The organism is bacterium (genome assembly GCA_040753085.1).
GTDB lineage: Bacteria > UBA9089 > JASEGY01 > JASEGY01 > JASEGY01 > JASEGY01.
The window spans coordinates 48,739-68,495 of sequence record JBFMHI010000003.1 but is presented as its reverse complement, the minus strand read 5'-3'; the positions used below and the strand labels follow the sequence as shown (position 1 = coordinate 68,495).

Sequence of the window (19,757 nt, the reverse complement as noted above, 5' to 3'; positions counted from 1 at the left end):
CTACTTCATTAAGTGCTTTGATCATTGGTAGGACCTCTGCTTTCTTTATTGCTGTGTTTATTGCTGGCTATGCGTTACTATTTTACCACATATAACCCTGTTTTACAAGTGCGGAATGCAAGTTAGAAAAGCACTTACAGAGCAAATAATCGGGTCAGCAATATGAAGTTTATAGGCATTTAGGCCCTGGCTTATTAGAGTCAGCCTACGAAGAATGCCTTTGTCATGAACTCAATTTGCGTGGTCTAAATCTTGAACGACAAAGACCTCATTAAGAGACTTGTCCTTTAGATTTTTCTCAGTGTCTCTGTGTCTCCGTGGTGAGGTGAACGGTTACGAAAAAAGCCAAGTAGCTCTAAAAATAGATGAGATGTCTGCCTCCTGTTCTACCCTGTAATTAGAGCCTATCCCAAAACCAAGGCGATAGAAACCAGGTTTCTTCAAGAAACCTGGTTTCTGAAACCGACGGAAAACTATAGACGCCTGGTGTCCAAGGTTTTGGGATAGACTCTAAGATTCTATTTGACAAAGAGTAACATCTATGCTATATTTCAATTGGTAAGATATTTGCTTCGGTTAGAACTGGAAGGCCACCGTAAATTCTTCCTCGCCTACGCGCCAGTTTTCAGTAAGGAAGTCAGGTTATTTATGGAACAGATCACTAATCCTCACGACAAATTCTTCAAAGAGGTTTTTACCCGTAAGAATACAGCCAGGGAATTTCTCCAGAATTATCTGCCTGATAAGGTGGTTAGTCTGCTTGACTTGGATTCCCTGGAATACACCAAGGATTCATTTATAGATAAACACCTGAAGGAGTATTTTTCTGATCTGCTTTTCGAGGCAGACCTCAAAGACGGTTCAGGGGGGTATGTGTATATCCTTTTTGAGCACAAGAGCTTTCAAGAACCATTAACGGCCTTTTATCTTCTCAGATATATGGTGAAGATTTGGGAGATGGGGCTTAAGAAGGAAGGGAAGCCTGGATTTCCAGTGATTATTCCTTTGGTGTTGTCTCATGGAGATAGAAGCTGGCAGGCCGGGTTAAATTTCAGAGACCTTTTTGCCTATCCTAATGATCTGGCTTGCTTTATCCCTGATTTTCAGTATCTGCTTTGGGATGCGTCCGGGTACAATGATGAGGATATCAAGGGGAAGGTCATCTTGCGGATGACGCTGCTCATTTTAAAATACATATTTAGAGAGGATTTAACAGATCATCTTCCTGGAATACTTAGTCTTTTAAGGAATCTTTCTGAGAAGGGAACTGCTCTGGAATACCTTGAAACCATTTTGAAATACATACTCAATGCTGCCCCTAATGTTACCTATGAAGAGGTCAGGGCGGCGGTAGATGAAGCCTTACCGGACAAAGGAGGTGAGATCATGCCTACCATAGCTGATGTATTAAGAGAAGAAGGAATGCAGCAGGGAATGCAGCAGGGATTGCAGCAAGGATTGCAGCGGGGATTGCAGCAGGGATTGCAGCAGGGATTGCAGCAGGGAATCCTTGATATTCTTGATCGGCGTTTTGAGGCTGTTCCCCAGTCAATTGTGGAGAGATTAAATGAAATAAGAGATGCTTCCATCTTAAAGGTTCTTCACAGGAAGGGGATAGAAGTAGAGTCATTGAAAGAATTTGAGGACTTTGCTGAGTTGATTATGAAGTAAACCATATCATCCGGTCAGTTTTCCGGCATGGTTTAAAAAGGGCTGATCTAAGGTAACATTTCTATCTTTTGGTGATTGGTGGTCTGGTGGTCTGGTGGTCTGGTAAATACCACGCTACCACTCACCAGTGCTTTGTTAAGTTAATATTTGTAGGTAAAGTTTCTCCTGAAAATGTTTTGTAATCGTTCACCACAGAGACACAGAGACACGGAGAATGATTTTAGAAAAGCGCTTACAGAGCAAATAATCGGATCAGCAATATGAAGTTTATAGGCATTTAGGCCCTGGCTTATTAGAGTCAGCCTACGAAGAATGCCTTTGTCATGAACTCAATTTGCGTGGTCTAAATCTTGAACGACAAAGACCTCATTAAGAGAGACTTGTCCTTTAGATTTTTCTCAGTGTCTCTGTGTCTCCGTGGTGAGGTGAACGGTTACGAAAAAAGCCAAGTAGCTCTAAAAATAGATGAGGTGTCTGCCTCCTGTTCTACCCTGTAATTAGAGCCTATCCCAAAACCAAGGCGATAGAAACCAGGTTTCTTCAAGAAACCTGGTTTCTGAAACCGACGGAAAACTATAGACGCCTGGTGTCCGAGGTTTTGGGATAGGCTCTAAGATTCTATTTGACAAAAAGTAACATCTATGCTATATTTCAATTGGTAAGATATTTGCTTCGGTTAGAACTGGAAGGCCACCGTAAATTCTTCCTCGCCTACGCGCCAGTTTTCAGTAAGGAAGTCAGGTTATTTATGGAACAGATCACTAATCCTCACGACAAATTCTTCAAAGAGGTTTTTACCCGTAAGAATACAGCCAGGGAATTTCTCCAGAATTATCTGCCTGATAAGGTGGTTAGTCTGCTTGACTTGGATTCCCTGGAATACACCAAGGATTCATTTATAGATAAACACCTGAAGGAGTATTTTTCTGATCTGCTTTTCGAGGCAGACCTCAAAGACGGTTCAGGGGGGTATGTGTATATCCTTTTTGAGCACAAGAGCTTTCAAGAACCATTAACGGCCTTTTATCTTCTCAGATATATGGTGAAGATTTGGGAGATGGGGCTTAAGAAGGAAGGGAAGCCTGGATTTCCAGTGATTATTCCTTTGGTGTTGTCTCATGGAGATAGAAGCTGGCAGGCCGGGTTAAATTTCAGAGACCTTTTTGCCTATCCTAATGATCTGGCTTGCTTTATCCCTGATTTTCAGTATCTGCTTTGGGATGCGTCCGGGTACAATGATGAGGATATCAAGGGGAAGGTCATCTTGCGGATGACGCTGCTCATTTTAAAATACATATTTAGAGAGGATTTAACAGATCATCTTCCTGGAATACTTAGTCTTTTAAGGAATCTTTCTGAGAAGGGAACTGCTCTGGAATACCTTGAAACCATTTTGAAATACATACTCAATGCTGCCCCTAATGTTACCTATGAAGAGGTCAGGGCGGCGGTAGATGAAGCCTTACCGGACAAAGGAGGTGAGATCATGCCTACCATAGCTGATGTGTTAAGAGAAGAAGGTATGCAGCGGGGATTGCAGCAGGGATTGCAGCAGGGATTGCAGCAGGGAATCCTTGATATTCTTGATCGGCGTTTTGAGGCTGTTCCCCAGTCAATTGTGGAGAGATTAAATAAAATAAGAGATGCTTCCATCTTGAAGGTTCTTCTCAGGAAAGGGATAGAAGTAGAGTCATTGGAAGAATTTGAGGATTTTGCTGAATTGATTATGAAGTAAGCCATATCATCCGGTCAGTTTTCCGGCATGGTTTAAAAAGGGCTGATCTAATGTAACATTTTTATTTTAAGGTATTTAGGCTGTAGGAGGGAATCGGGCGTGATCAAATGGTGCTAACCAGGAAGGTTTTTTTTAGGCGCTCCTGATTCGGTCAAGGCGTAAGAGCTAACAGCCTTCAGCCTACAGTTTAAACAACCTGAGTAGTAGTTACCTCTACGCTTACAATACAAGCTTATCGAGGAAGAGTATCTTCTCAATAAATCGGGGTAACCAGGTGATCGGTTATCGGTGAGGCGTAACCAGTAATCAGTTGTTACCGATTACCTAATTACGGACCTTCGCCCAGATATTGAGAAGATATGAGGGAGAGGAGGAGATAAATGCGGATACTTGTTACTGGTGGGGCTGGGTTTCTTGGTTCTCACCTTTGTGATTTTTTGCTCTCAAAGGGGCATGAAGTCATTGCGATGGACAACCTGATTACCGGGAGTATGGCTAATATCGCTCACATTAAAAATGAAAGATTTACTTTTCATAAACATGATGTGACGGAATATATCGAGATTGAGGGAAAACTTGATCTGGTTATTCACTTTGCTTCGCCGGCCAGCCCCATAGACTATATGAGACTTCCCATTCAAACCCTGAAGGTGGGCGCTTTAGGGACGCATAAGACCCTCGGTTTGGCCGAGGCCAAACGAGCCACTTATTTACTGGCTTCCACCTCTGAGGTATATGGAGACCCCTTAGTTAATCCCCAGGGAGAGGATTACTGGGGTAATGTGAACCCTATTGGTCCGCGTGGGGTCTATGATGAAGCCAAGAGGTACGGCGAGGCCTTGGTGATGGCCTACCATCGGGCACATGGATTAGACACCAGGATTGTCAGGATATTTAACACTTACGGTCCCAGAATGCGGATAAACGATGGCCGGGTAGTTCCGGCTTTTATTTGCCAGGCCTTAAAAGGCGAACCCCTGACCATCTTTGGAGACGGTTCCCAGACCCGAAGTTTTTGCTATGTTTCGGATCTTATCGAAGGGATATACCGGCTTATTAACAGCGGTATCCATGCGCCGGTTAACCTTGGGAACCCGGCGGAAATGAGTATCCTCCAATTTGCAGAGAAAATCCTGGAATTGACCGGCGCCAAAAGCCGGCTTGTCTTTAATCCACTCCCCCAGGATGATCCCCGGGTAAGGCGGCCTAATATTGACCAGGCCAAAAAATTGCTGGGTTGGGAACCACAAGTCTCACTAGAAGAAGGCCTCAAGTCAACCATTGATTACTTTGATTCTTATTTAAAGGACATAGAATAGTACCTTGTCAAGTTTATTAAAGTAAGTTGAATATTTTGTCGATGTCTTTATTAGGTTGGTTTGGTAATTCGCCAACGAAAATACGAATTAAACTAAAGAGACTTTACCTACAAATACTAACTTGACAAAGCAATAGCCGTTGATGGCGGATTTCGGATGGCGGAAGGCGGATTCTGCCTCTTGAAAAAGTGGCGCTCAAGCCGCTTAACTCCAAACACGACGAGCCGCCAGCGGCTACCCCCAACGCGAAACTTCTTTGGGCAAGTAGACCAGGTGATCGCTTCTGCTGGCTTCAGCAGGAGAGGAAAGTCCGAGCTCCACAGGGCAGGGTGCTGGGTAATACCCAGGAGCCGTGAGGCTACGGAAAGTGCCACAGAAAACACACGGCCTACTGGAAGTAGACAGTAGACAGTAGACAGTAGGGGGTAGAGAATGGGCTGTTTACTACTGACTACTGTTTACTGACTACTGTCTACTTCTAAGGGCAAAGGTGAAAAGGCGAGGTAAGAGCTCACCAGCAGGGAGGTGACTCCCTGGCTTGGTAAACCCCACCTGGAGAAAGACCTAATAGGGGAGCTAAGGGAGCTGATGGCTACATCAGCCCTTCCTTGATGGTAGCCCGCCATTCTCCCGGGTTGGTCGCTTGAGGTAGATGGCAACATCTACCCCAGATGGATGATCACCAACCTGTGACCCTGAAATATAGTGACCCTCGCAGGCAACTATACTTCGGACAGCAGGATACAGAACTCGGCTTACGGTCTGCTTGCCTAAATCTCCTTTTTTTTTCTTCTCTTCTTTCCTTCCAACTAAATCTGCCACCACTAAATATTGGGCTATCCTTCTATCGAACCACTATAAATTGTATATGATTTATTGTATATGATTTTTTTAGCCCAGAAGCACTTTTTTTCCTTGACATTTGGGACGAAAATGGGCTAAAATGTAACAGAAGGGAACGATAGAGGAACGATAGGGCACATGTTAAAATAACATCTTATATTATTTAGAGTTAATATCGCTAACAATTAGTATCTTATCCTGTCTTCCCCCCATTATTAAACATTTACTTTAGCATATTTTAACTCAGTTGTCAAGAACTTTTTTGATACCCAACAAGTTTGCCACTGTGGTAATTTTACACCCACCCGATAGAAGAGAGGCCAAGGCTCAATGTTTATAGGCAATTATCGGCATACTCTTGACGATAAAGGTAGATTTATAATGCCTTCAAAGCTCCGTAAGAGTGCCGGTACTAATGAGTTTTTCCTTACCTTTAATGAAGAAGACGGGTCTCTCTACCTCTTTACCAAACATCGCTGGGATGAGTTAGAAAAAAAACTCGAAGCCGAAAGATCTTTCGATGGGAATGAAGATGATCGAGACTTCATTCGAACCCGGTATTACAACGCCGCTGAATGTACCCTCAGCGAAAAGCAAGGCCGTTTATCTATCCCTCAACATCTAATAGACTTAGCCCAAATAAAAAAAGATATCCTTATTGTTGGCCTCCCCGATAGGATTGAAATATGGGCGATCAAGGTATGGGAAAATTATGATAAACAGCGGAGGCTTAGATTAGAGGCCAGGAAGAAATGTAAGATGGCAGAAACGGGTGAGTAATAAATAAATAAATAAATGGCGAATGGTAAATGTAACTACTCAGATGACTCCCATCCACCAACCGGTTATGGTCGAAGAGGTTTTAAAGTTTCTTAAAGTGGAAGCCGATAATAATAGGGGATATATAGTAGACGCTACGGTAGGTGAAGGGGGACATACGGAGGCCATCCTGAAGGCGGGCGGGTATGTCATTGGCCTGGATCAGGACGAAGCCGTGCTGGAAAGGGCCAGGCTCAGATTGGCCCCATATAAAGACAGGGTTAAATTAGTTCATGGTAATTTCAGACATCTTAAGTCTATTTTGACCGGAGAGGGGTTTTCAGGTCGAATAAGGGGCATTACCGCCGACCTGGGGGTTTCCTCATACCAATTAGAAGATCCGAGACGAGGCTTTTCTTTTCAGCGTGACGGTTCTCTGGATATGAGGATGAATAGCCGGAATCAACTTACGGCGGCTGATTTAGTCAATGACCTAAAAGAAGATGAATTAGCTGGTATTTTCAAAAAATACGGAGAAGAGAAGGCAGCCAAAAGAATTGCTAAGCTAATTGTTCTAAATCGTAGACGGGAAGGAAGAATCACTTCTGTTTCACGTCTGGTTGAGCTTATTACTACGGTCGTAACTTTTCGACGAAGAGCCAGGATTCATCCGGCCACGCGGACCTTTCAAGCCTTAAGAATAGCTGTAAACGATGAGTTGGAAGCCCTGAAGGAATTCCTGAATCAAGTTCCCGGCGTTTTGGGCCCGGGAGGAAGAGTGGTCGTTATTTCTTTTCAGAGTCTGGAAGACCGGATCGTTAAGCATACCTTTAAGGACTGGGCAAGGCAAAATTGGGCGGCTGTCTTGACCGTCAAGCCGGCCAGGCCTTCTGAGCTTGAGATAAAGAATAACCCTCGTTCCCGGAGCGCCAAACTGAGAGCGGTGGAGGTAAGGAGCCAATAGCCGAGCGGTAGTAACTCCTCCTTATAGTTTTAACCTGCCAGAGATCAAACCTTTCATCCCAGCAAGAAAGGGGGGGACAACCTTGAGATTTGGTCCTCTTTATTTGATATTTCTCGTAATCATTTTTGTTTTAATTTTTGCCCATGTCTGGCAGCAGATTCAAATAATTTCCTTAGGCTACCAAATAGCCGGCTTAAAAGACGAAAAGGATTTGTTGCAGCAAATTAATTCTCGGGCTAAAGCCGATTTAGCCCGGTTGAGATCTTTAGCCAGAATCGAGGCAATTGCAAAGCACCGTTTAGGGTTACTCGGCCCTGAATCAACCAGGACTATTCTTTTACCTTCTTTAGACTCAGGTGACTTGAAAATAGTTGATAGATCTCGAATAAAAGGAGGTAAGGAAAGTTCATAATTACTCTGGGAGAAAAATTATCAAGGATGAACGCACCAAAATCATATCTCGCCTTAGCCATTCTTTTTCTGCTAATGAGCTTTAGCCAGTCTTGGCAGAAAAACCAAGTAACCAGGCTGGGATATCGGATAATTGAATTGGAGAATGAAAGAAGATATCTGGAAAATGAGGCCAGGAGTTATGCCACAGAAAAATCTTGCCTTGTCTCACCAGAGAAGATTTTCCAGGATGGGGACATTAAGAATATAGGCTTAGAAATGCGGTTGGCCCAGGTTATTACTTTACCGGAGCCGAAGGACAATCTCCCGGCCGGAGATATCGAATTAGTAGAGGGAGAGAGCAAGTATTTAGCTGTTCTGGCTAAATGGGCCAAGGATACAAGGGTGTGGGTGGTGAATCATATTAGTCGGATAAGAACTCAGATAAAAATAGGGGCCAATAATATCGAGTGAAAAAGTTTTTCTCTTTTCCGGGGAGGGGTAATGAGGTTAAGAGATTTGGTAGTTGACCTGCCGGTAGAGGAAGCCGTCGGCAACCTGGATATTGAAATCAGTGGGATAAGCTGCCATTCCAATGAGGTTCAGAAAGGATTTCTGTTTATATGTATAAAGGGATTTAAATATGATGGTCATAGCTTTCTTTCTGAAGCTAAACATAAAGGGGCAGTAGCGGCTTTAATAGAAGACCGTGTTCCCCGAGAAAGGGGATTTACTCTCCTTCGAGTTAAAGATTCAAGAAAAGCCGCCGCGGCGGTCGCCGCTAAATTTTATGATTATCCATCCACCAAGCTAAAGCTCATTGGCATCACCGGGACTAATGGAAAGACCACGACTACTTATCTGATTGAATCCGTGCTCAAGGCTCGAGGGGAGAAGGTAGGACGCATCGCTACTATTGGATATTCTACAGGAGACAGGGAGATTAAGGCGACTCATACTACCCCGGAGGCCATAAATCTTCAAGCATATATGGCCGGGATGGTTGAAGGGGGCTTTTCCTATCTGGTTATGGAAGTTTCCTCGCATGCCCTCTCTCTTTCACGGGTGGTGGGCTGCGATTTTGATGTAGCTGTTTTCACTAACCTTAGTCAGGATCACCTCGATTTTCACCTTACAGCCTCTTCTTATTTTGAAGCAAAAAGCCAACTCTTTACAACCTTACGGCGGGATAAATACGCCGTAATTAATATTGACGATCCCTGGGGAAGGAAACTGATAGCCGCTATACCCAGCCGGGTTATTACCTACGGGCTTTCTGAAAAGGCTGATATAACCGCCTCAGAAATTACTTCGGGGAGGGGAGGCCTGTCCTTCACGGCCATTGGAGAGCGAATCGAGATGAAGCTGGCCGGCCGGCACAATGTCTATAATGCCTTGGCCGCCATAGCCACAGGAGCGGCTTTGGGCCTTGACATCAAAGATATTAAGCCGGGGATTGCCGCCCTTGATCAAGTTAAAGGGAGATTTGAAGCGATTGAGGCAGGCCAACCTTTCCAAGTGATCATCGACTATGCCCATACGCCGGAGGCCTTGCGGTCCGTCCTCCTATCAGCCAGGGATCTTAATCCGGCCCGAATTATTACCCTCTTTGGCTGTGGAGGAGATAGGGATACCGGAAAACGTCCGCTAATGGGTAAGGTAGCCCGGGAACTGAGTGATTATGTGATTATCACCTCTGATAATCCCAGGTCTGAAGACCCGCTTGAAATTATCCGTCAAATAAAAAGCGGTTTTAATCAACATAATAATTACAGGGTGATTGTAGACAGAAAAGAGGCCATTTTCCAGGCCTTGCAGGAAGCCGGGCCAGGCGATCTGGTTCTTATTGCCGGTAAAGGACACGAGGATTATCAAATCATGGGAGATCAAATTATATCCTTTGATGATGGCGAGGTAGCAAGAGGTGTTCTATCATCTTTTTTATGAATGGCTTTATGTGCCTGATACGGTTACTTCTATCTTCAGGTTGTTCAGATATATCACCTTCAGAACGGCCTATGCGACCATAAGCGCTCTAGTGATTGTCTTTCTCCTGGGACCGTGGGTGATAAGGAAGCTCAAGGCGCTCAAGATCACCCAGGTAGTTAGAGAGAAATATCTTAAAAATCACGGCTATAAGGCGGCTACCCCAACCATGGGGGGAATAATCATCCTTTTTGCCCTGCTGGTGTCAACCTTACTTTGGGCCAGATGGGACAACCGATTTACCCTTATCATCTTTGGCGTTACGATGGGGTTCGGCGGGTTAGGTCTGGTGGATGATTATCTAAAGATGGTTCGACGCAAGCCGGAGGGGTTAGTGGCCCGATATAAATTAATCGGCCAATTTCTGATAGCGGCTATTTTAGCGGGCTATCTTTATCTTAATCCGGTGGGGGGGCCGGAATATAGCACTCAACTGGCTGTCCCTTTCTTTGATAAACCGCCGATTAACTTAGGCTGGTTTTATATCCCTTTTGTTATTCTGGTTATTATGGGCGCCAGTAATGCGGTAAATTTAACCGATGGTCTGGACGGCCTGGCCATTGGGGCGGTTATTTTTGCCGCTATCGCTTATACTGGAATTGCTTATGTAACCGGCCATTATAATTTTTCTCACTACCTAAAGCTGACCTACCTGAGTGGAACGGGTGAATTGACCGTCTATCTGGGCGCCCTTATTGGCGCCGGCTTAGGGTTCCTCTGGTTCAACACCTACCCCGCCCAGGTGTTCATGGGCGATACGGGATCCTTAGCCCTGGGAGGGGCATTAGGCACAGTGGCTGTCCTGACCAGACACGAGATGCTGCTTATTATCATTGGGGGATTGTTCGTGGTTGAAGCCCTGTCGGTTGTCTTACAGGTAATATCTTATAAATTCCGAGGAAGACGAATTTGGTTGATGGCGCCGCTGCATCATCACTTTGAATTAAAAGGCTGGCCGGAACCCAGGATCGTGGTCCGGTTTTGGATACTGGCCGGGATATTTACTCTGCTCTCCTTGAGCACACTTAAGCTTAGGTGATGCTCGATGCTCGATACTCGATCCTGGATGCTTGATGCTCGATGCTGGATGCTCGAGCATGGAGGATTCTTTGGTTGCGGAGGGAGGTCTGGCTATGTTTTACCCTAAGTGGCTAAAAAAGGATAACCATCTACACTCAACGACCGTCCTGTTTTTGGTCACGGTTACCTTAGTGGGTATTGGACTGGTAATGATCTACTCGGCCAGCGCCATTGGAAATAGAGACAGTTCATACTATCTAAGGCATCAATTTTGTTGGCTGTTAGGAAGCGTCCCCCTCTTTATGATCGCCAGTAGTATTCCCTACCGGGAATTTCAAAAGCGGTCTTTACCCTTATTAATGATAGGCCTCATTATGTTGGGCCTTACCCTGACTCCCTGGTTTGGGGTAAGGATCAACGGCAGCCAGAGATGGTTTGAGATACCTCTAACAAAACTTAGATTCCAACCGGCTGAAATGATTAAGCTTATTTTAATTATTTTTATGGCCGATTTCATTTCACGAAAACAAAATGTCATAAAAGAGTTTAGACGCGGATTTCTTCCTTTATTAATCCCCTTAGTTATAGTAGTGGGGTTAGTCGGTATGCAGCCTCATTTGGGGATGGGCCTTCTTATGGGAATCGTTATTTTACTTCTCTTAGCCGTAGGCGGAGTAAAGTTGAGATACTTAGTATATCTTTTGACCGGCGCTATGCTTTTCTGCGGATTAGCGATATGGAATTATCCCTATCAGTTAAAGCGGATACTGGTCCAATTTCCCTCTGATTCTTCTATTATCCGCCAAGTGGTTGAATGGCGGTTTCCTCCTTCCGAAGTGGAGCAAATAATAGAATCTGTTGAAGAAGGCAGGTATCATCCGAAGCAGCTTATATCGGCGATAGGTAATGGAAAAATTACTGGGCAAGGACCTGGAGGGAGTCAACAAAAACTGGGTTTTGTGCCGGTACCGGAATCGGACTCAATTTTTGCTATACTTGCCGAAGAATTTGGATTTTTGGGAACAGGGTTTATCCTTCTTCTCTTTTTGCTCTTTCTTTGGATAGGAGTCAAGATTGCGCTGACGAGCAAAGATATGTTCGGGTCTTTACTGGCCTTTGGGTTAACTACTATTATCGTTCTTCAAGCCAGCATTAATATCGCGGTAAACACGGGAATGATGCCGACGACAGGTTTACCTATGCCCTTTATTAGCTACGGCGGATCTTCCCTTGTCTCTACCTTGATTGGGGTAGGGATACTGCTGAATGTCTCTAAGGAAACCAGGTATGTTTGATAAGATAAAACGTATCCATTTAGTAGGTATAGGTGGGGCCGGGATGAGCGGGATTGCTGAAGTCTTGCTTTCTCTGGGGTATGAGGTTAGTGGTTCCGACCTCAAAGAAACCGAGATAACCAGAAGACTTTCCTCTTTGGGTGGAGATATCCACATAGGACATAAAGCCGAACTGGTCTTAGATAAAGACGTAGTGGTTATTTCCTCGGCTATTACCAACGGAAATGTAGAGGTTAAGCGGGCTAAGGAGGAACATATCCCGGTTATCCCCAGGGCGGAGATGTTGGCTGAACTGATGCGCCTTCGAAATGGGATCGCCGTTACCGGTGCCCATGGCAAGACAACCACTACCTCTATGATTGGAGCGGTCCTAACCAACGGTGGACTTGACCCCACCATAGTCATTGGCGGCCGGTTTAAGAATATTGCTTCTCACGCTAAACATGGCAACGGCAAATTTTTCGTGGCAGAAGCTGATGAATCTGACGGGAGTTTTTTGAAACTTTCCCCTATCATTGCCGTAGTCACCAACATCGATGCGGAACATCTGGATTACTATCAGGGGGGGTTAGCTGAGATTAAAGAAAATTTTGTGAATTTCATCAACAAGGTTCCTTTTTACGGGTGTGCCATCCTCTGTCTGGATGATGAGCATATATGTTCTATTCTTGATCGCATTCAAAGGCCGGTGATAACCTATGGACTCCATCCTGAAGCTGAGATCAGGGGCTTTGATTTTGAGTTTGAGGGAACTCTCTCCCGGTTTACGGTGGCCCGCTCGGCTGAGGTTTTAGGCCAAATAGAGATCAGTCTTCCCGGGCTGCATTATATCCGGGATTCCCTGGCGGCGGTAACGGTTGGACTTGAACTTGGACTGGATTTCAAAACGATAAAAGAGGGCATGTCTAACTACCAGGGAGTGGATAGACGTCTTCAAATCAAGGCTGAGATTGGTGGAGTCCTGCTCCTGGATGATTATGCCCATCATCCCACGGAGATTAAGGCTACCCTGAATTCCATTAAAATTGCCTGGCCACAAAGAAGGAGGCTGGTTCTCTTTCAGCCTCACCGGTATACTCGAAGCCGCTGCTTAGCAGAAGAATTCGGAAAGGCCTTTGAGCAGGCGGATATGGTGATGGTAAATGACATCTATGCGGCTGGGGAGACGCCTATTCCGGGGGTGAGTGGAGAGATGATAGCCGCTAAGATCAAGCAAGGCAGTCCTAATTCTGAAGTTGAATTTATCTCTGATCCAGAACAAATGGTGACGGCTGCCCTTGATCGGGTCAAATCAAACGACATCTTAATCACCCTGGGCGCCGGAGACATCTGGATGGTGGGGGAAAGGATATTAGAAGAATTGCGGAAGGCGGATTGCGGAATGTGGATGGGAAAATCTGGATGGCCAGTGGCGAAGTGAGGAATGGAAGATCCGAAATCCTGGGTACCCACGAAGTGGGTGCGAAATCCGAGATTGGTTGAAAGGCTTCGGGCCATAGTCGGCCTCCGGCTTAAGATCAATGAGCCGATGAGCCGCCATACTTCCTTTAAGATCGGTGGCCCGGCAGATTTTTTTGTTGAGATAGAATCTGAGGCGGAGCTTAAAGATGTCCTTGAGCTTATAAGAGACCATAATCTTCCCGGCTTTATCCTTGGCGGAGGGACAAACCTCTTAGTCAGGGACGGGGGGATAAGGGGGCTTACTCTTCGTCCAACTGGCTTCTTTAATAAGATAGACATCAGGGGAAGGGATAAGGGCGAAAGGCGGAATGAAAAATCCGAAATCATAAAAGTTGGTGCAGGCGTTTCTCTTCCCCGACTGAGCCGGGAGGCGGCCACGGCCGGTTTAAGCGGCCTCGAATTTACAGCCGGTATTCCGGGTAGAATCGGTGGAGCCGTTAAGCTTAATGCCTCTGCCTTTGGCAAAAGTATCGGGGAGCTTATCAAATGGGTTAGGGTAGCTTCCCCGGCGGGAGAAGAGAAACTTATCTTAGCCGAAGACATAAATTTTACTTATCGACATGGGTTGAAAGAAGGAATCGTCCTGGAAGTAGGTCTGGAATTATCTTATGGAGAGCCATCAAAGATTAAAAGACAGATGCATGAATTATTGGCCAGAAAAAAAGCGGCCCAGCCCTTATCGGGACGTAATGCTGGTTGTATCTTTTTGAATCCGCCAGGTAATTATGCCGGGGCATTGATCGAGAAGGCCGGCTTGAAAGGATCTTGTGTCGGCCAGGCAAAGGTGTCCGATAAACACGCCAATTTTATTCAGAACATAGGCAAAGCTACCGCGGCTGATGTCTTAAAATTGATAAAAATAATTAAATCCCGGGTTAAAGATTATTCGGGGATCGACCTTGATCTGGAAATCACGGTCGTGGGGGAGGAGGGTCTCGGTGATCAGCGACAGGAGGCCGTCATATGAAGTTATCTAGCCGTCCCCGACTGGAGAGGCAGCGTATTCCTAAAAGAAAAACCAGAAGAAAAGTTAAGCCAAGAAAGATAAACTGGGGGGTAGTTAAGGTCATTCTTATCCTCGGTCTTACCGGGGCGACTTTGGCCGGGACTTATTATTTTATTGCCACCTCGCCTCAACTGGCGGTTGATACCCCTATAATTGAAGCTAAAGAGAATGCCCGTAAAGATAGAATCCAAAATGGATTCAACCTGTATTGTCTTAATCATTACCGGACTATTCATCCCAATATCTTTCAACTTGATTTGAAGGATTTAGCTGACTATCTGAGCCGCGAACCAGGCGTAAGCGATATTGAGATTAAACGACAACTACCTAACACGATAAAAATAATAGTTAAAGAAAGAGAGCCGCAGGCCATTATCCCTATTCCGGAAATGAGCCGATTTTTAGGTATAGATAACCAGGGGGTTATCTTTGATTTGGATTCCTGTAAGGACTACGATTTACCTTTCATTACCGGCCTGAAGTTTGAAGGATGTGAACTGGGCCAGCCCTTGAAGGCCCCGGCCGTAAGGGAAGTTTTAACTATCATCGATCAGCTCAGAGACCCGGAAATTGACCTTTCCCCTCAGATAGCTGAATTTAATATAGAGAAACCAAAAGGTATCATCGGCTATACCATAGGACAGGCTATTCAGATTCGTTTTGGCTCTCCTGATCAGGCAGAAGGTAAGAAACTTCGTCGGCTTAAAGCCCTTCTTAAGTATCTTCGGGAGAGAGAGGAAAGGATGGAGTATATTGATCTCAGGTTTAAGAATATAGTTATGAAAAAGTCAGCCGAGGGAGATACAGAAGACAGAGGACAGAATACAGAAGACAAAGGGCAGACGACCGAGGAGAGAGGACAGATTCTGGCTTCTGACCTCTAAGAAAGTAGGTGAGGTAAATGGCGAAAGGTGATATGATTGTAGGCGTGGACATCGGAACAACAAAGATATGTACGGTCATTGGTGAGATAGGTGAAAAAAACGAGGTAGAGATCGTAGGGGTAGGCAGCGCTCCTTCGCGGGGCATAAGGAAAGGGGTGGTCATAGACCTGGAATCAACCACCCATTCCATTGGGCAGGCTGTATCAGAGGCGGAACTTATGGCCGGTGTAGATGTAGGTTCTGTTTATGTCGGCATTGCCGGTGGTCACATCAAGGGACTCAATTCACATGGAGTTATTGCTATATCTTCCAGACGGGGTGATGTAACTCGGAGTGATGTTGACCGGGTGATAGATGCCGCTAAGGCGGTAGCTATTCCCCCTGACCGGGAAGTAATTCATATTTTGCCTCAGCAGTATATCATTGATAGTCAGAATGGGATAAAGGACCCGATAGGTCTGTCCGGAACTAGGCTTGAAGCTGAGATTTATATTGTCACCGGCGCCGTCGCCTCAGCCCAAAACATCGTCAAAGCAGTAAATCAGGCTGAATTTGTCGTAGATGATATTGTCCTGGCTCCCCTGGCGGCCAGTCAGGCTGTTCTGGATGAAGATGAAAAGGAATTAGGGGTAGTTCTGGTGGATATCGGGGGGGGGACAACCGATATCATTGTATTTGTCGAAGGGAGTGTAAGACATACCGAGGTGATAACCCTGGGAGGAAACTATGTTACTCACGACATCTCAATGGGACTCAGGACCCCTGTGGCCGAAGCAGAGCGAATAAAGATTGCCCACGGTTCCTGTCTGGCCTCGAGTATCTCCGGAGAGGAGACCTTGGAAGTGCCCAGCGTGGGAGAGAGAAAGGCTCGGACCTTACCTAAACAGGTATTAGCTGAGATTATTCAACCCAGGATGGAAGAAATTTTTGAATTGGTCAACCGCGAGATCAGGAGGACCGGCTATGAAAAACAGATTACCACCGGGGTTGTTCTTACTGGAGGCGCGTCTCAACTGGGATCGACCAGGGAGTTAGCCGAACGGATATTCGATCTGCCGGTAAGGATAGGTATCCCCCGGGGAATAAAGGGACTGGTGGATATTGTAGCTACACCCCAATATGCTACCGGCGTAGGTCTGGTTTTATATGGGGCTAATGATAGAATAGCGGGAAAGGGGGTAAGATTTATCGGGGGAAATCTGTTTAAGGATATCTTCAGCCGAATGAAGGAATGGGTTGGAGAGATGTTTTAGCAAAGGAGGTGACCATCCTAATATAATCCGGTTAGTAACTACTCAGGCATCCAGTAATCGGTAATCAGTAACCGGTAATCAGTGATGATAGATTACGGCTTTCTCCTTACCGATAGCCTGATCACCGATAATCGATTACCTGAGAGTTAGGGGAGGGCTTTTTGACCAAAAAATGTAAGAGGGTCAAGAGTTAGGTCTTAAGGAAGGGGCCTTAAAGCCTAACCCTTGAACCGGGAAAGGGGTAGTAGTATAACACGGTGTAAGTTCCTCGAATCCTCGAACCCGGCTGAAACCGTTCAGGAACTTTCGCCGAGCTGGCGTGGTGTCACCACTACACCGCTAGATGCTTTTTAGGAAGGAGTAAAAAGAAAGATGTTAGAATTCGAAAATGAGGTAAAACATCCGACCAAGATTAAAGTTATTGGTATCGGAGGTGGAGGGACGAACGCGGTCGTCCGTATGTTGTCTTCTAAGATGAAGCACGACGGGATAGACTTTATCGTGGTTAATACTGACAGTCAGGCTTTGGAGGCGGTGGATGTCCCTTACAAGATAGCCGTGGGTAGTAAATTGACCCGGGGACTTGGAGCAGGCGGCAATCCAGAGGTCGGGCAAAAGGCGGCCTTGGAGGATAAAGATACTATTTATGGACTCCTGGATGGAGCAGATATGATCTTTATCACGGCCGGTATGGGTGGTGGAACCGGAACGGGCGCTTCGCCTATCGTGGCTGATATAGCCCGTGAGGTAGGGGCTTTGACAGTAGGCGTAGTCACCCGACCCTTTAATTTTGAAGGACCTAAGCGGGCTAAACAGGCGGAGGTAGGTTTGAAAGAATTAATCGAGCGGGTGGATACCTTAATCACCATTCCCAATCAGAAAATTCTTTCGGTAGTGGAAAAAAGAACCTCTATCATTGATGCCTTCCGGGCAGCGGATGATGTCCTCAGGCAGGGTATCCAGGGCATTGCAGACCTGATCACTATTCCCGGATTAATCAACTTAGATTTTGCGGATGTCAAAGCAGTAATGACCGCTCAAGGGAATGCCTTAATGGGAATCGGGGTGGCTAGCGGAGAAAATAGGGCTATTGATGCGGCTCAGGCAGCCATCTCCTCACCTTTCCTGGAGTCAAACTCTATTGAGGGCGCCAGAGGAATCTTGATCAATATCACCGGGGGAAGGGATATGATGATTTCCGAAGTAGATGAAGCCGCTAATCTGATTACGGAAAAGGCGGATAATGAGGCCAATGTCATCTTTGGGACAGTAACTGATGAGGCTATGAAAGAAGAAGTAAGTATTACCGTGGTGGCTACCGGTTTCGGAACCAGGGTCAGTGCGGCCGAGCCAGTCCAGGCTGATGAGAAAGTAAGAGATATGCAAAGTTTCAGAAAAGCAAAAAGTATGGCCGAGGCAGAAAAAGTGGGGGTGGGAGATAGGGGCTATTACCCTGAAGGCCAAGTCCCGGCGGACGATCCCTATGCTATTCCTGCCTTCCTGCGCCGCCATGTCGATTAGAATCACCCAGCTTTCCCGTCTCCCCGTCATTGGGGGGGTATAGCTAAAGGCCCCTGGATCATTCCAGGGGCCTTTTTTATGCCGGCGCACCTCTTCAGAAAAGGTAATCGTTCACCACAGAGACACAGAGACACGGAGAATGATTTTAGATTTTTCTCAGTGTCTCTGTGTCTCCGTGGTGAGGTGAACGGTTACAAATTATTTGGGTTTGTTTGTCAGTTGCTTCCATGGTTTTTCAAATCTTTCTCTTAATTCCTTCATTTCCAGAATATCAGCAAATGCCTTGAGCCACTTTCGTATATATTTAATATCAAGTCTTTTCCCTTGACGCAGGATTATTCCTTCTATATCATTTAAATCCTGTGGTCTGCCAGCAACCACTTTATGTATAATGAGATCTTCAGCAGAACATATTCTGACAATATGTCTTTTATCCACATTAAATTCAACTGCCCTTTTCATCACCTCTTCTTCGTATCCCGGGATCCCCAGAGAAATATCTATTTCATAACCATCTTTAGTAGAAACCAGACAAACCCTATTTTTAAGAGCAAAACCGAGTGCATCAGGGATGCGTGGTGGAAAGGCTGACAATATCTTTTTTATGACCACTTCTTCCTTGCCTAAATCAACAAGGATGGTAACATCCACATCACGGGTAAATCTTGGTTCACCCCACCATTGAAGTGCAATGCCACCAATAAAAACATACTGGATACCTGCACTGTCAAAAAAGTTATGAACTTTGCATATAGCTCTGATCTGAGAACTCAAATATCTCACTTAACCTTTCCTGCCCTATCGAATTGTTGTCTCCGTCTGATAAGAATTTGCAGATTTAAATCTGATACTCGCTCAATACCTGTTTTATTACTTATACCTTCCCACATAGCACAAAGGGCTTTATACTCATCAAGAGACTCTTCTTTGCTCATTCGAGACAGTCTTTCTTTTTTCTCAGCAAAAATCAGCTTATTTGTTTTTTTATATCCTTTAATAAGGCTTAATAATGCTATCCTTTGTTGTTTTATATCATTTCTTTTCATCTGATAATACCTTTTCTAAAGTTGCAACTGCTCCAAATGTGGGCATCTTTGAGTATCTCTTTTGGGAAAACAATCCTCTCTCTTTCTCCCTGCACGGCAAAATTCAGGGGACTCCTGCCCGTGAAATTGAAGGGCCGTGAGGGGACAGGAGGCAATGACCTTCTGAATCTCTTGAGCCCCTTGATCAAGAAAGACACCCACTAAGCTGACTAAAGGGGGAAGTTTCTCGGCAATTCTAACTGCCTGAGATAGTTCAATCCGTCTTGGGCTCTTAGCAAAAATAAAACCCAGGGCATCTGCCCCGGCTTCAACCACGGCTAAGGCATCTTCTATTCGAGTAATCCCACATATCTTGATCCAAGTCATTACTTACTTCCTGAAAATATGTTATCATATAAATCCTTCTTTTGCAACCAAAAGTTTAGTTGTTCCTGGTCAGTTGTCCGTTTGTCCTACTGATACCCTACGCTACACTATGGAGGTATCTTCTCAATATTTGTTGGTGGCCTACTTACGTTGAACGGCAGGTAGAGTAAGCCATTCCGAAAGTCTCCAGATGTGATTGGTAAAGCCAGCCGCCATCGCTGGTGTCCCAGCCTGATAC

Annotated in this window: 18 protein-coding genes, 1 other RNA gene and 2 pseudogenes; 18 read left to right on the top strand and 3 right to left on the bottom strand. The window is 45.4% G+C overall.

The genetic code is table 11. From position 1 onward, the window contains the following. Positions 1–155: 155 nt before the first annotated feature. From AB1797_01000 to ftsZ, 18 genes and pseudogenes are all read left to right on the top strand, one after another. Positions 156–266: pseudogene (locus tag AB1797_01000) on the top strand (GxxExxY protein). A gap of 382 nt (positions 267–648) precedes the next feature. Further along, positions 649–1,671 carry an Rpn family recombination-promoting nuclease/putative transposase gene (locus tag AB1797_00995; protein MEW5766190.1) on the top strand — a complete coding sequence of 341 codons (1,023 nt, stop codon included), beginning with the start codon at positions 649–651 and terminating at the stop codon, positions 1,669–1,671. Between the two features lie 259 nt (positions 1,672–1,930). Continuing rightward, positions 1,931–2,032, top strand: a pseudogene (locus AB1797_00990) (GxxExxY protein). A 387-nt stretch (positions 2,033–2,419) separates the two neighbouring features. Then, a complete protein-coding gene (locus AB1797_00985; GenBank protein MEW5766189.1) occupies positions 2,420–3,406 on the top strand; it encodes an Rpn family recombination-promoting nuclease/putative transposase in 987 nt (328 codons plus the stop codon). Positions 3,407–3,786: 380 nt separating this feature from the next. Continuing rightward, complete coding sequence (locus AB1797_00980) at positions 3,787–4,725, top strand: UDP-glucuronic acid decarboxylase family protein (protein ID MEW5766188.1); 939 nt, start codon at positions 3,787–3,789, stop codon at positions 4,723–4,725. 261 nt (positions 4,726–4,986) lie between these two features. Then, positions 4,987–5,498, top strand: an RNA gene (gene rnpB / locus AB1797_00975) — RNase P RNA component class A. A 400-nt stretch (positions 5,499–5,898) separates the two neighbouring features. Further along, positions 5,899–6,348: a division/cell wall cluster transcriptional repressor MraZ gene (locus AB1797_00970; protein ID MEW5766187.1), complete on the top strand. Its 450-nt coding sequence runs from the start codon at positions 5,899–5,901 to the stop codon at positions 6,346–6,348. A gap of 22 nt (positions 6,349–6,370) precedes the next feature. Further along, a complete protein-coding gene (gene rsmH, locus AB1797_00965; GenBank protein ID MEW5766186.1) occupies positions 6,371–7,291 on the top strand; it encodes a 16S rRNA (cytosine(1402)-N(4))-methyltransferase RsmH in 921 nt (306 codons plus the stop codon). Between the two features lie 82 nt (positions 7,292–7,373). Beyond that, positions 7,374–7,703, top strand: coding sequence for a septum formation initiator family protein (locus AB1797_00960; GenBank protein MEW5766185.1), 330 nt, complete (start codon positions 7,374–7,376; stop codon positions 7,701–7,703). 26 nt (positions 7,704–7,729) lie between these two features. Beyond that, entirely contained in the window at positions 7,730–8,155 is a 426-nt protein-coding gene (locus tag AB1797_00955) for a hypothetical protein (GenBank protein ID MEW5766184.1), read from the top strand. Positions 8,156–8,185: 30 nt separating this feature from the next. Next, positions 8,186–9,628 (top strand): UDP-N-acetylmuramoyl-L-alanyl-D-glutamate--2,6-diaminopimelate ligase, encoded by a 1,443-nt coding sequence (locus AB1797_00950; protein ID MEW5766183.1) that lies wholly within the window; start codon positions 8,186–8,188, stop codon positions 9,626–9,628. 10 nt (positions 9,629–9,638) lie between these two features. After that, the gene (mraY, locus tag AB1797_00945; protein MEW5766182.1) at positions 9,639–10,706 is read left to right on the top strand and encodes a phospho-N-acetylmuramoyl-pentapeptide-transferase; all 1,068 of its coding nucleotides are present in this window, start codon (positions 9,639–9,641) and stop codon (positions 10,704–10,706) included. A 94-nt stretch (positions 10,707–10,800) separates the two neighbouring features. After that, positions 10,801–11,982 carry a putative peptidoglycan glycosyltransferase FtsW gene (locus AB1797_00940; protein MEW5766181.1) on the top strand — a complete coding sequence of 394 codons (1,182 nt, stop codon included), beginning with the start codon at positions 10,801–10,803 and terminating at the stop codon, positions 11,980–11,982. Next, on the top strand, positions 11,975–13,402 hold the full coding sequence (murC, locus tag AB1797_00935; GenBank protein ID MEW5766180.1) for a UDP-N-acetylmuramate--L-alanine ligase: 1,428 nt from the start codon (positions 11,975–11,977) through the stop codon (positions 13,400–13,402). The genes AB1797_00940 and murC overlap by 8 nt, the downstream gene beginning before the upstream one ends. 3 nt (positions 13,403–13,405) lie before the next feature. Further along, positions 13,406–14,410, top strand: a complete 1,005-nt coding sequence (gene murB, locus AB1797_00930; GenBank protein MEW5766179.1) for a UDP-N-acetylmuramate dehydrogenase — start codon at positions 13,406–13,408, stop codon at positions 14,408–14,410. After that, on the top strand, positions 14,407–15,333 hold the full coding sequence (locus tag AB1797_00925) for a cell division protein FtsQ/DivIB (GenBank protein MEW5766178.1): 927 nt from the start codon (positions 14,407–14,409) through the stop codon (positions 15,331–15,333). Before murB ends, AB1797_00925 begins: the two co-directional genes overlap by 4 nt. A gap of 17 nt (positions 15,334–15,350) precedes the next feature. After that, entirely contained in the window at positions 15,351–16,586 is a 1,236-nt protein-coding gene (gene ftsA / locus AB1797_00920) for a cell division protein FtsA (GenBank protein ID MEW5766177.1), read from the top strand. A gap of 372 nt (positions 16,587–16,958) precedes the next feature. Beyond that, positions 16,959–18,107 (top strand): cell division protein FtsZ, encoded by a 1,149-nt coding sequence (ftsZ, locus tag AB1797_00915; protein ID MEW5766176.1) that lies wholly within the window; start codon positions 16,959–16,961, stop codon positions 18,105–18,107. Between the two features lie 198 nt (positions 18,108–18,305). Here the strand turns inward: ftsZ and AB1797_00910 are convergent, their stop codons facing one another. The 3 genes from AB1797_00910 to AB1797_00900 are packed head-to-tail and all read right to left on the bottom strand — an operon-like array spanning position 18,306 to position 19,519. Then, on the bottom strand, positions 18,306–18,890 hold the full coding sequence (locus AB1797_00910; protein MEW5766175.1) for a nucleotidyl transferase AbiEii/AbiGii toxin family protein: 585 nt from the start codon (positions 18,888–18,890) through the stop codon (positions 18,306–18,308). Next, positions 18,887–19,153 carry a hypothetical protein gene (locus AB1797_00905; protein MEW5766174.1) on the bottom strand — a complete coding sequence of 89 codons (267 nt, stop codon included), beginning with the start codon at positions 19,151–19,153 and terminating at the stop codon, positions 18,887–18,889. Before AB1797_00905 ends, AB1797_00910 begins: the two co-directional genes overlap by 4 nt. Before the next feature lie 15 nt (positions 19,154–19,168). Next, positions 19,169–19,519 (bottom strand): hypothetical protein, encoded by a 351-nt coding sequence (locus AB1797_00900; protein MEW5766173.1) that lies wholly within the window; start codon positions 19,517–19,519, stop codon positions 19,169–19,171. Between the last annotated feature and the right edge of the window lie 238 nt (positions 19,520–19,757).

What these genes read in the sequence shown, in the direction of transcription:
- murC (MEW5766180.1), top strand. Translation starts at nt 11,975, where the DNA reads ATGTTTGATAAGATAAAACGTATCCATTTAGTAGGTATAGGTGGGGCC.
- AB1797_00955 (MEW5766184.1), top strand. Translation starts at nt 7,730, where the DNA reads ATGAACGCACCAAAATCATATCTCGCCTTAGCCATTCTTTTTCTGCTA.
- AB1797_00980 (MEW5766188.1), top strand. Translation starts at nt 3,787, where the DNA reads ATGCGGATACTTGTTACTGGTGGGGCTGGGTTTCTTGGTTCTCACCTT.
- AB1797_00940 (MEW5766181.1), top strand. Translation starts at nt 10,801, where the DNA reads ATGTTTTACCCTAAGTGGCTAAAAAAGGATAACCATCTACACTCAACG.
- AB1797_00985 (MEW5766189.1), top strand. Translation starts at nt 2,420, where the DNA reads ATGGAACAGATCACTAATCCTCACGACAAATTCTTCAAAGAGGTTTTT.
- murB (MEW5766179.1), top strand. Translation starts at nt 13,406, where the DNA reads ATGGAAGATCCGAAATCCTGGGTACCCACGAAGTGGGTGCGAAATCCG.
- AB1797_00900 (MEW5766173.1), bottom strand. Translation starts at nt 19,519, where the DNA reads ATGACTTGGATCAAGATATGTGGGATTACTCGAATAGAAGATGCCTTA.
- ftsA (MEW5766177.1), top strand. Translation starts at nt 15,351, where the DNA reads ATGGCGAAAGGTGATATGATTGTAGGCGTGGACATCGGAACAACAAAG.
- AB1797_00970 (MEW5766187.1), top strand. Translation starts at nt 5,899, where the DNA reads ATGTTTATAGGCAATTATCGGCATACTCTTGACGATAAAGGTAGATTT.
- AB1797_00950 (MEW5766183.1), top strand. Translation starts at nt 8,186, where the DNA reads ATGAGGTTAAGAGATTTGGTAGTTGACCTGCCGGTAGAGGAAGCCGTC.
- AB1797_00995 (MEW5766190.1), top strand. Translation starts at nt 649, where the DNA reads ATGGAACAGATCACTAATCCTCACGACAAATTCTTCAAAGAGGTTTTT.
- AB1797_00905 (MEW5766174.1), bottom strand. Translation starts at nt 19,153, where the DNA reads ATGAAAAGAAATGATATAAAACAACAAAGGATAGCATTATTAAGCCTT.
- AB1797_00925 (MEW5766178.1), top strand. Translation starts at nt 14,407, where the DNA reads ATGAAGTTATCTAGCCGTCCCCGACTGGAGAGGCAGCGTATTCCTAAA.
- ftsZ (MEW5766176.1), top strand. Translation starts at nt 16,959, where the DNA reads ATGTTAGAATTCGAAAATGAGGTAAAACATCCGACCAAGATTAAAGTT.
- rsmH (MEW5766186.1), top strand. Translation starts at nt 6,371, where the DNA reads ATGGTAAATGTAACTACTCAGATGACTCCCATCCACCAACCGGTTATG.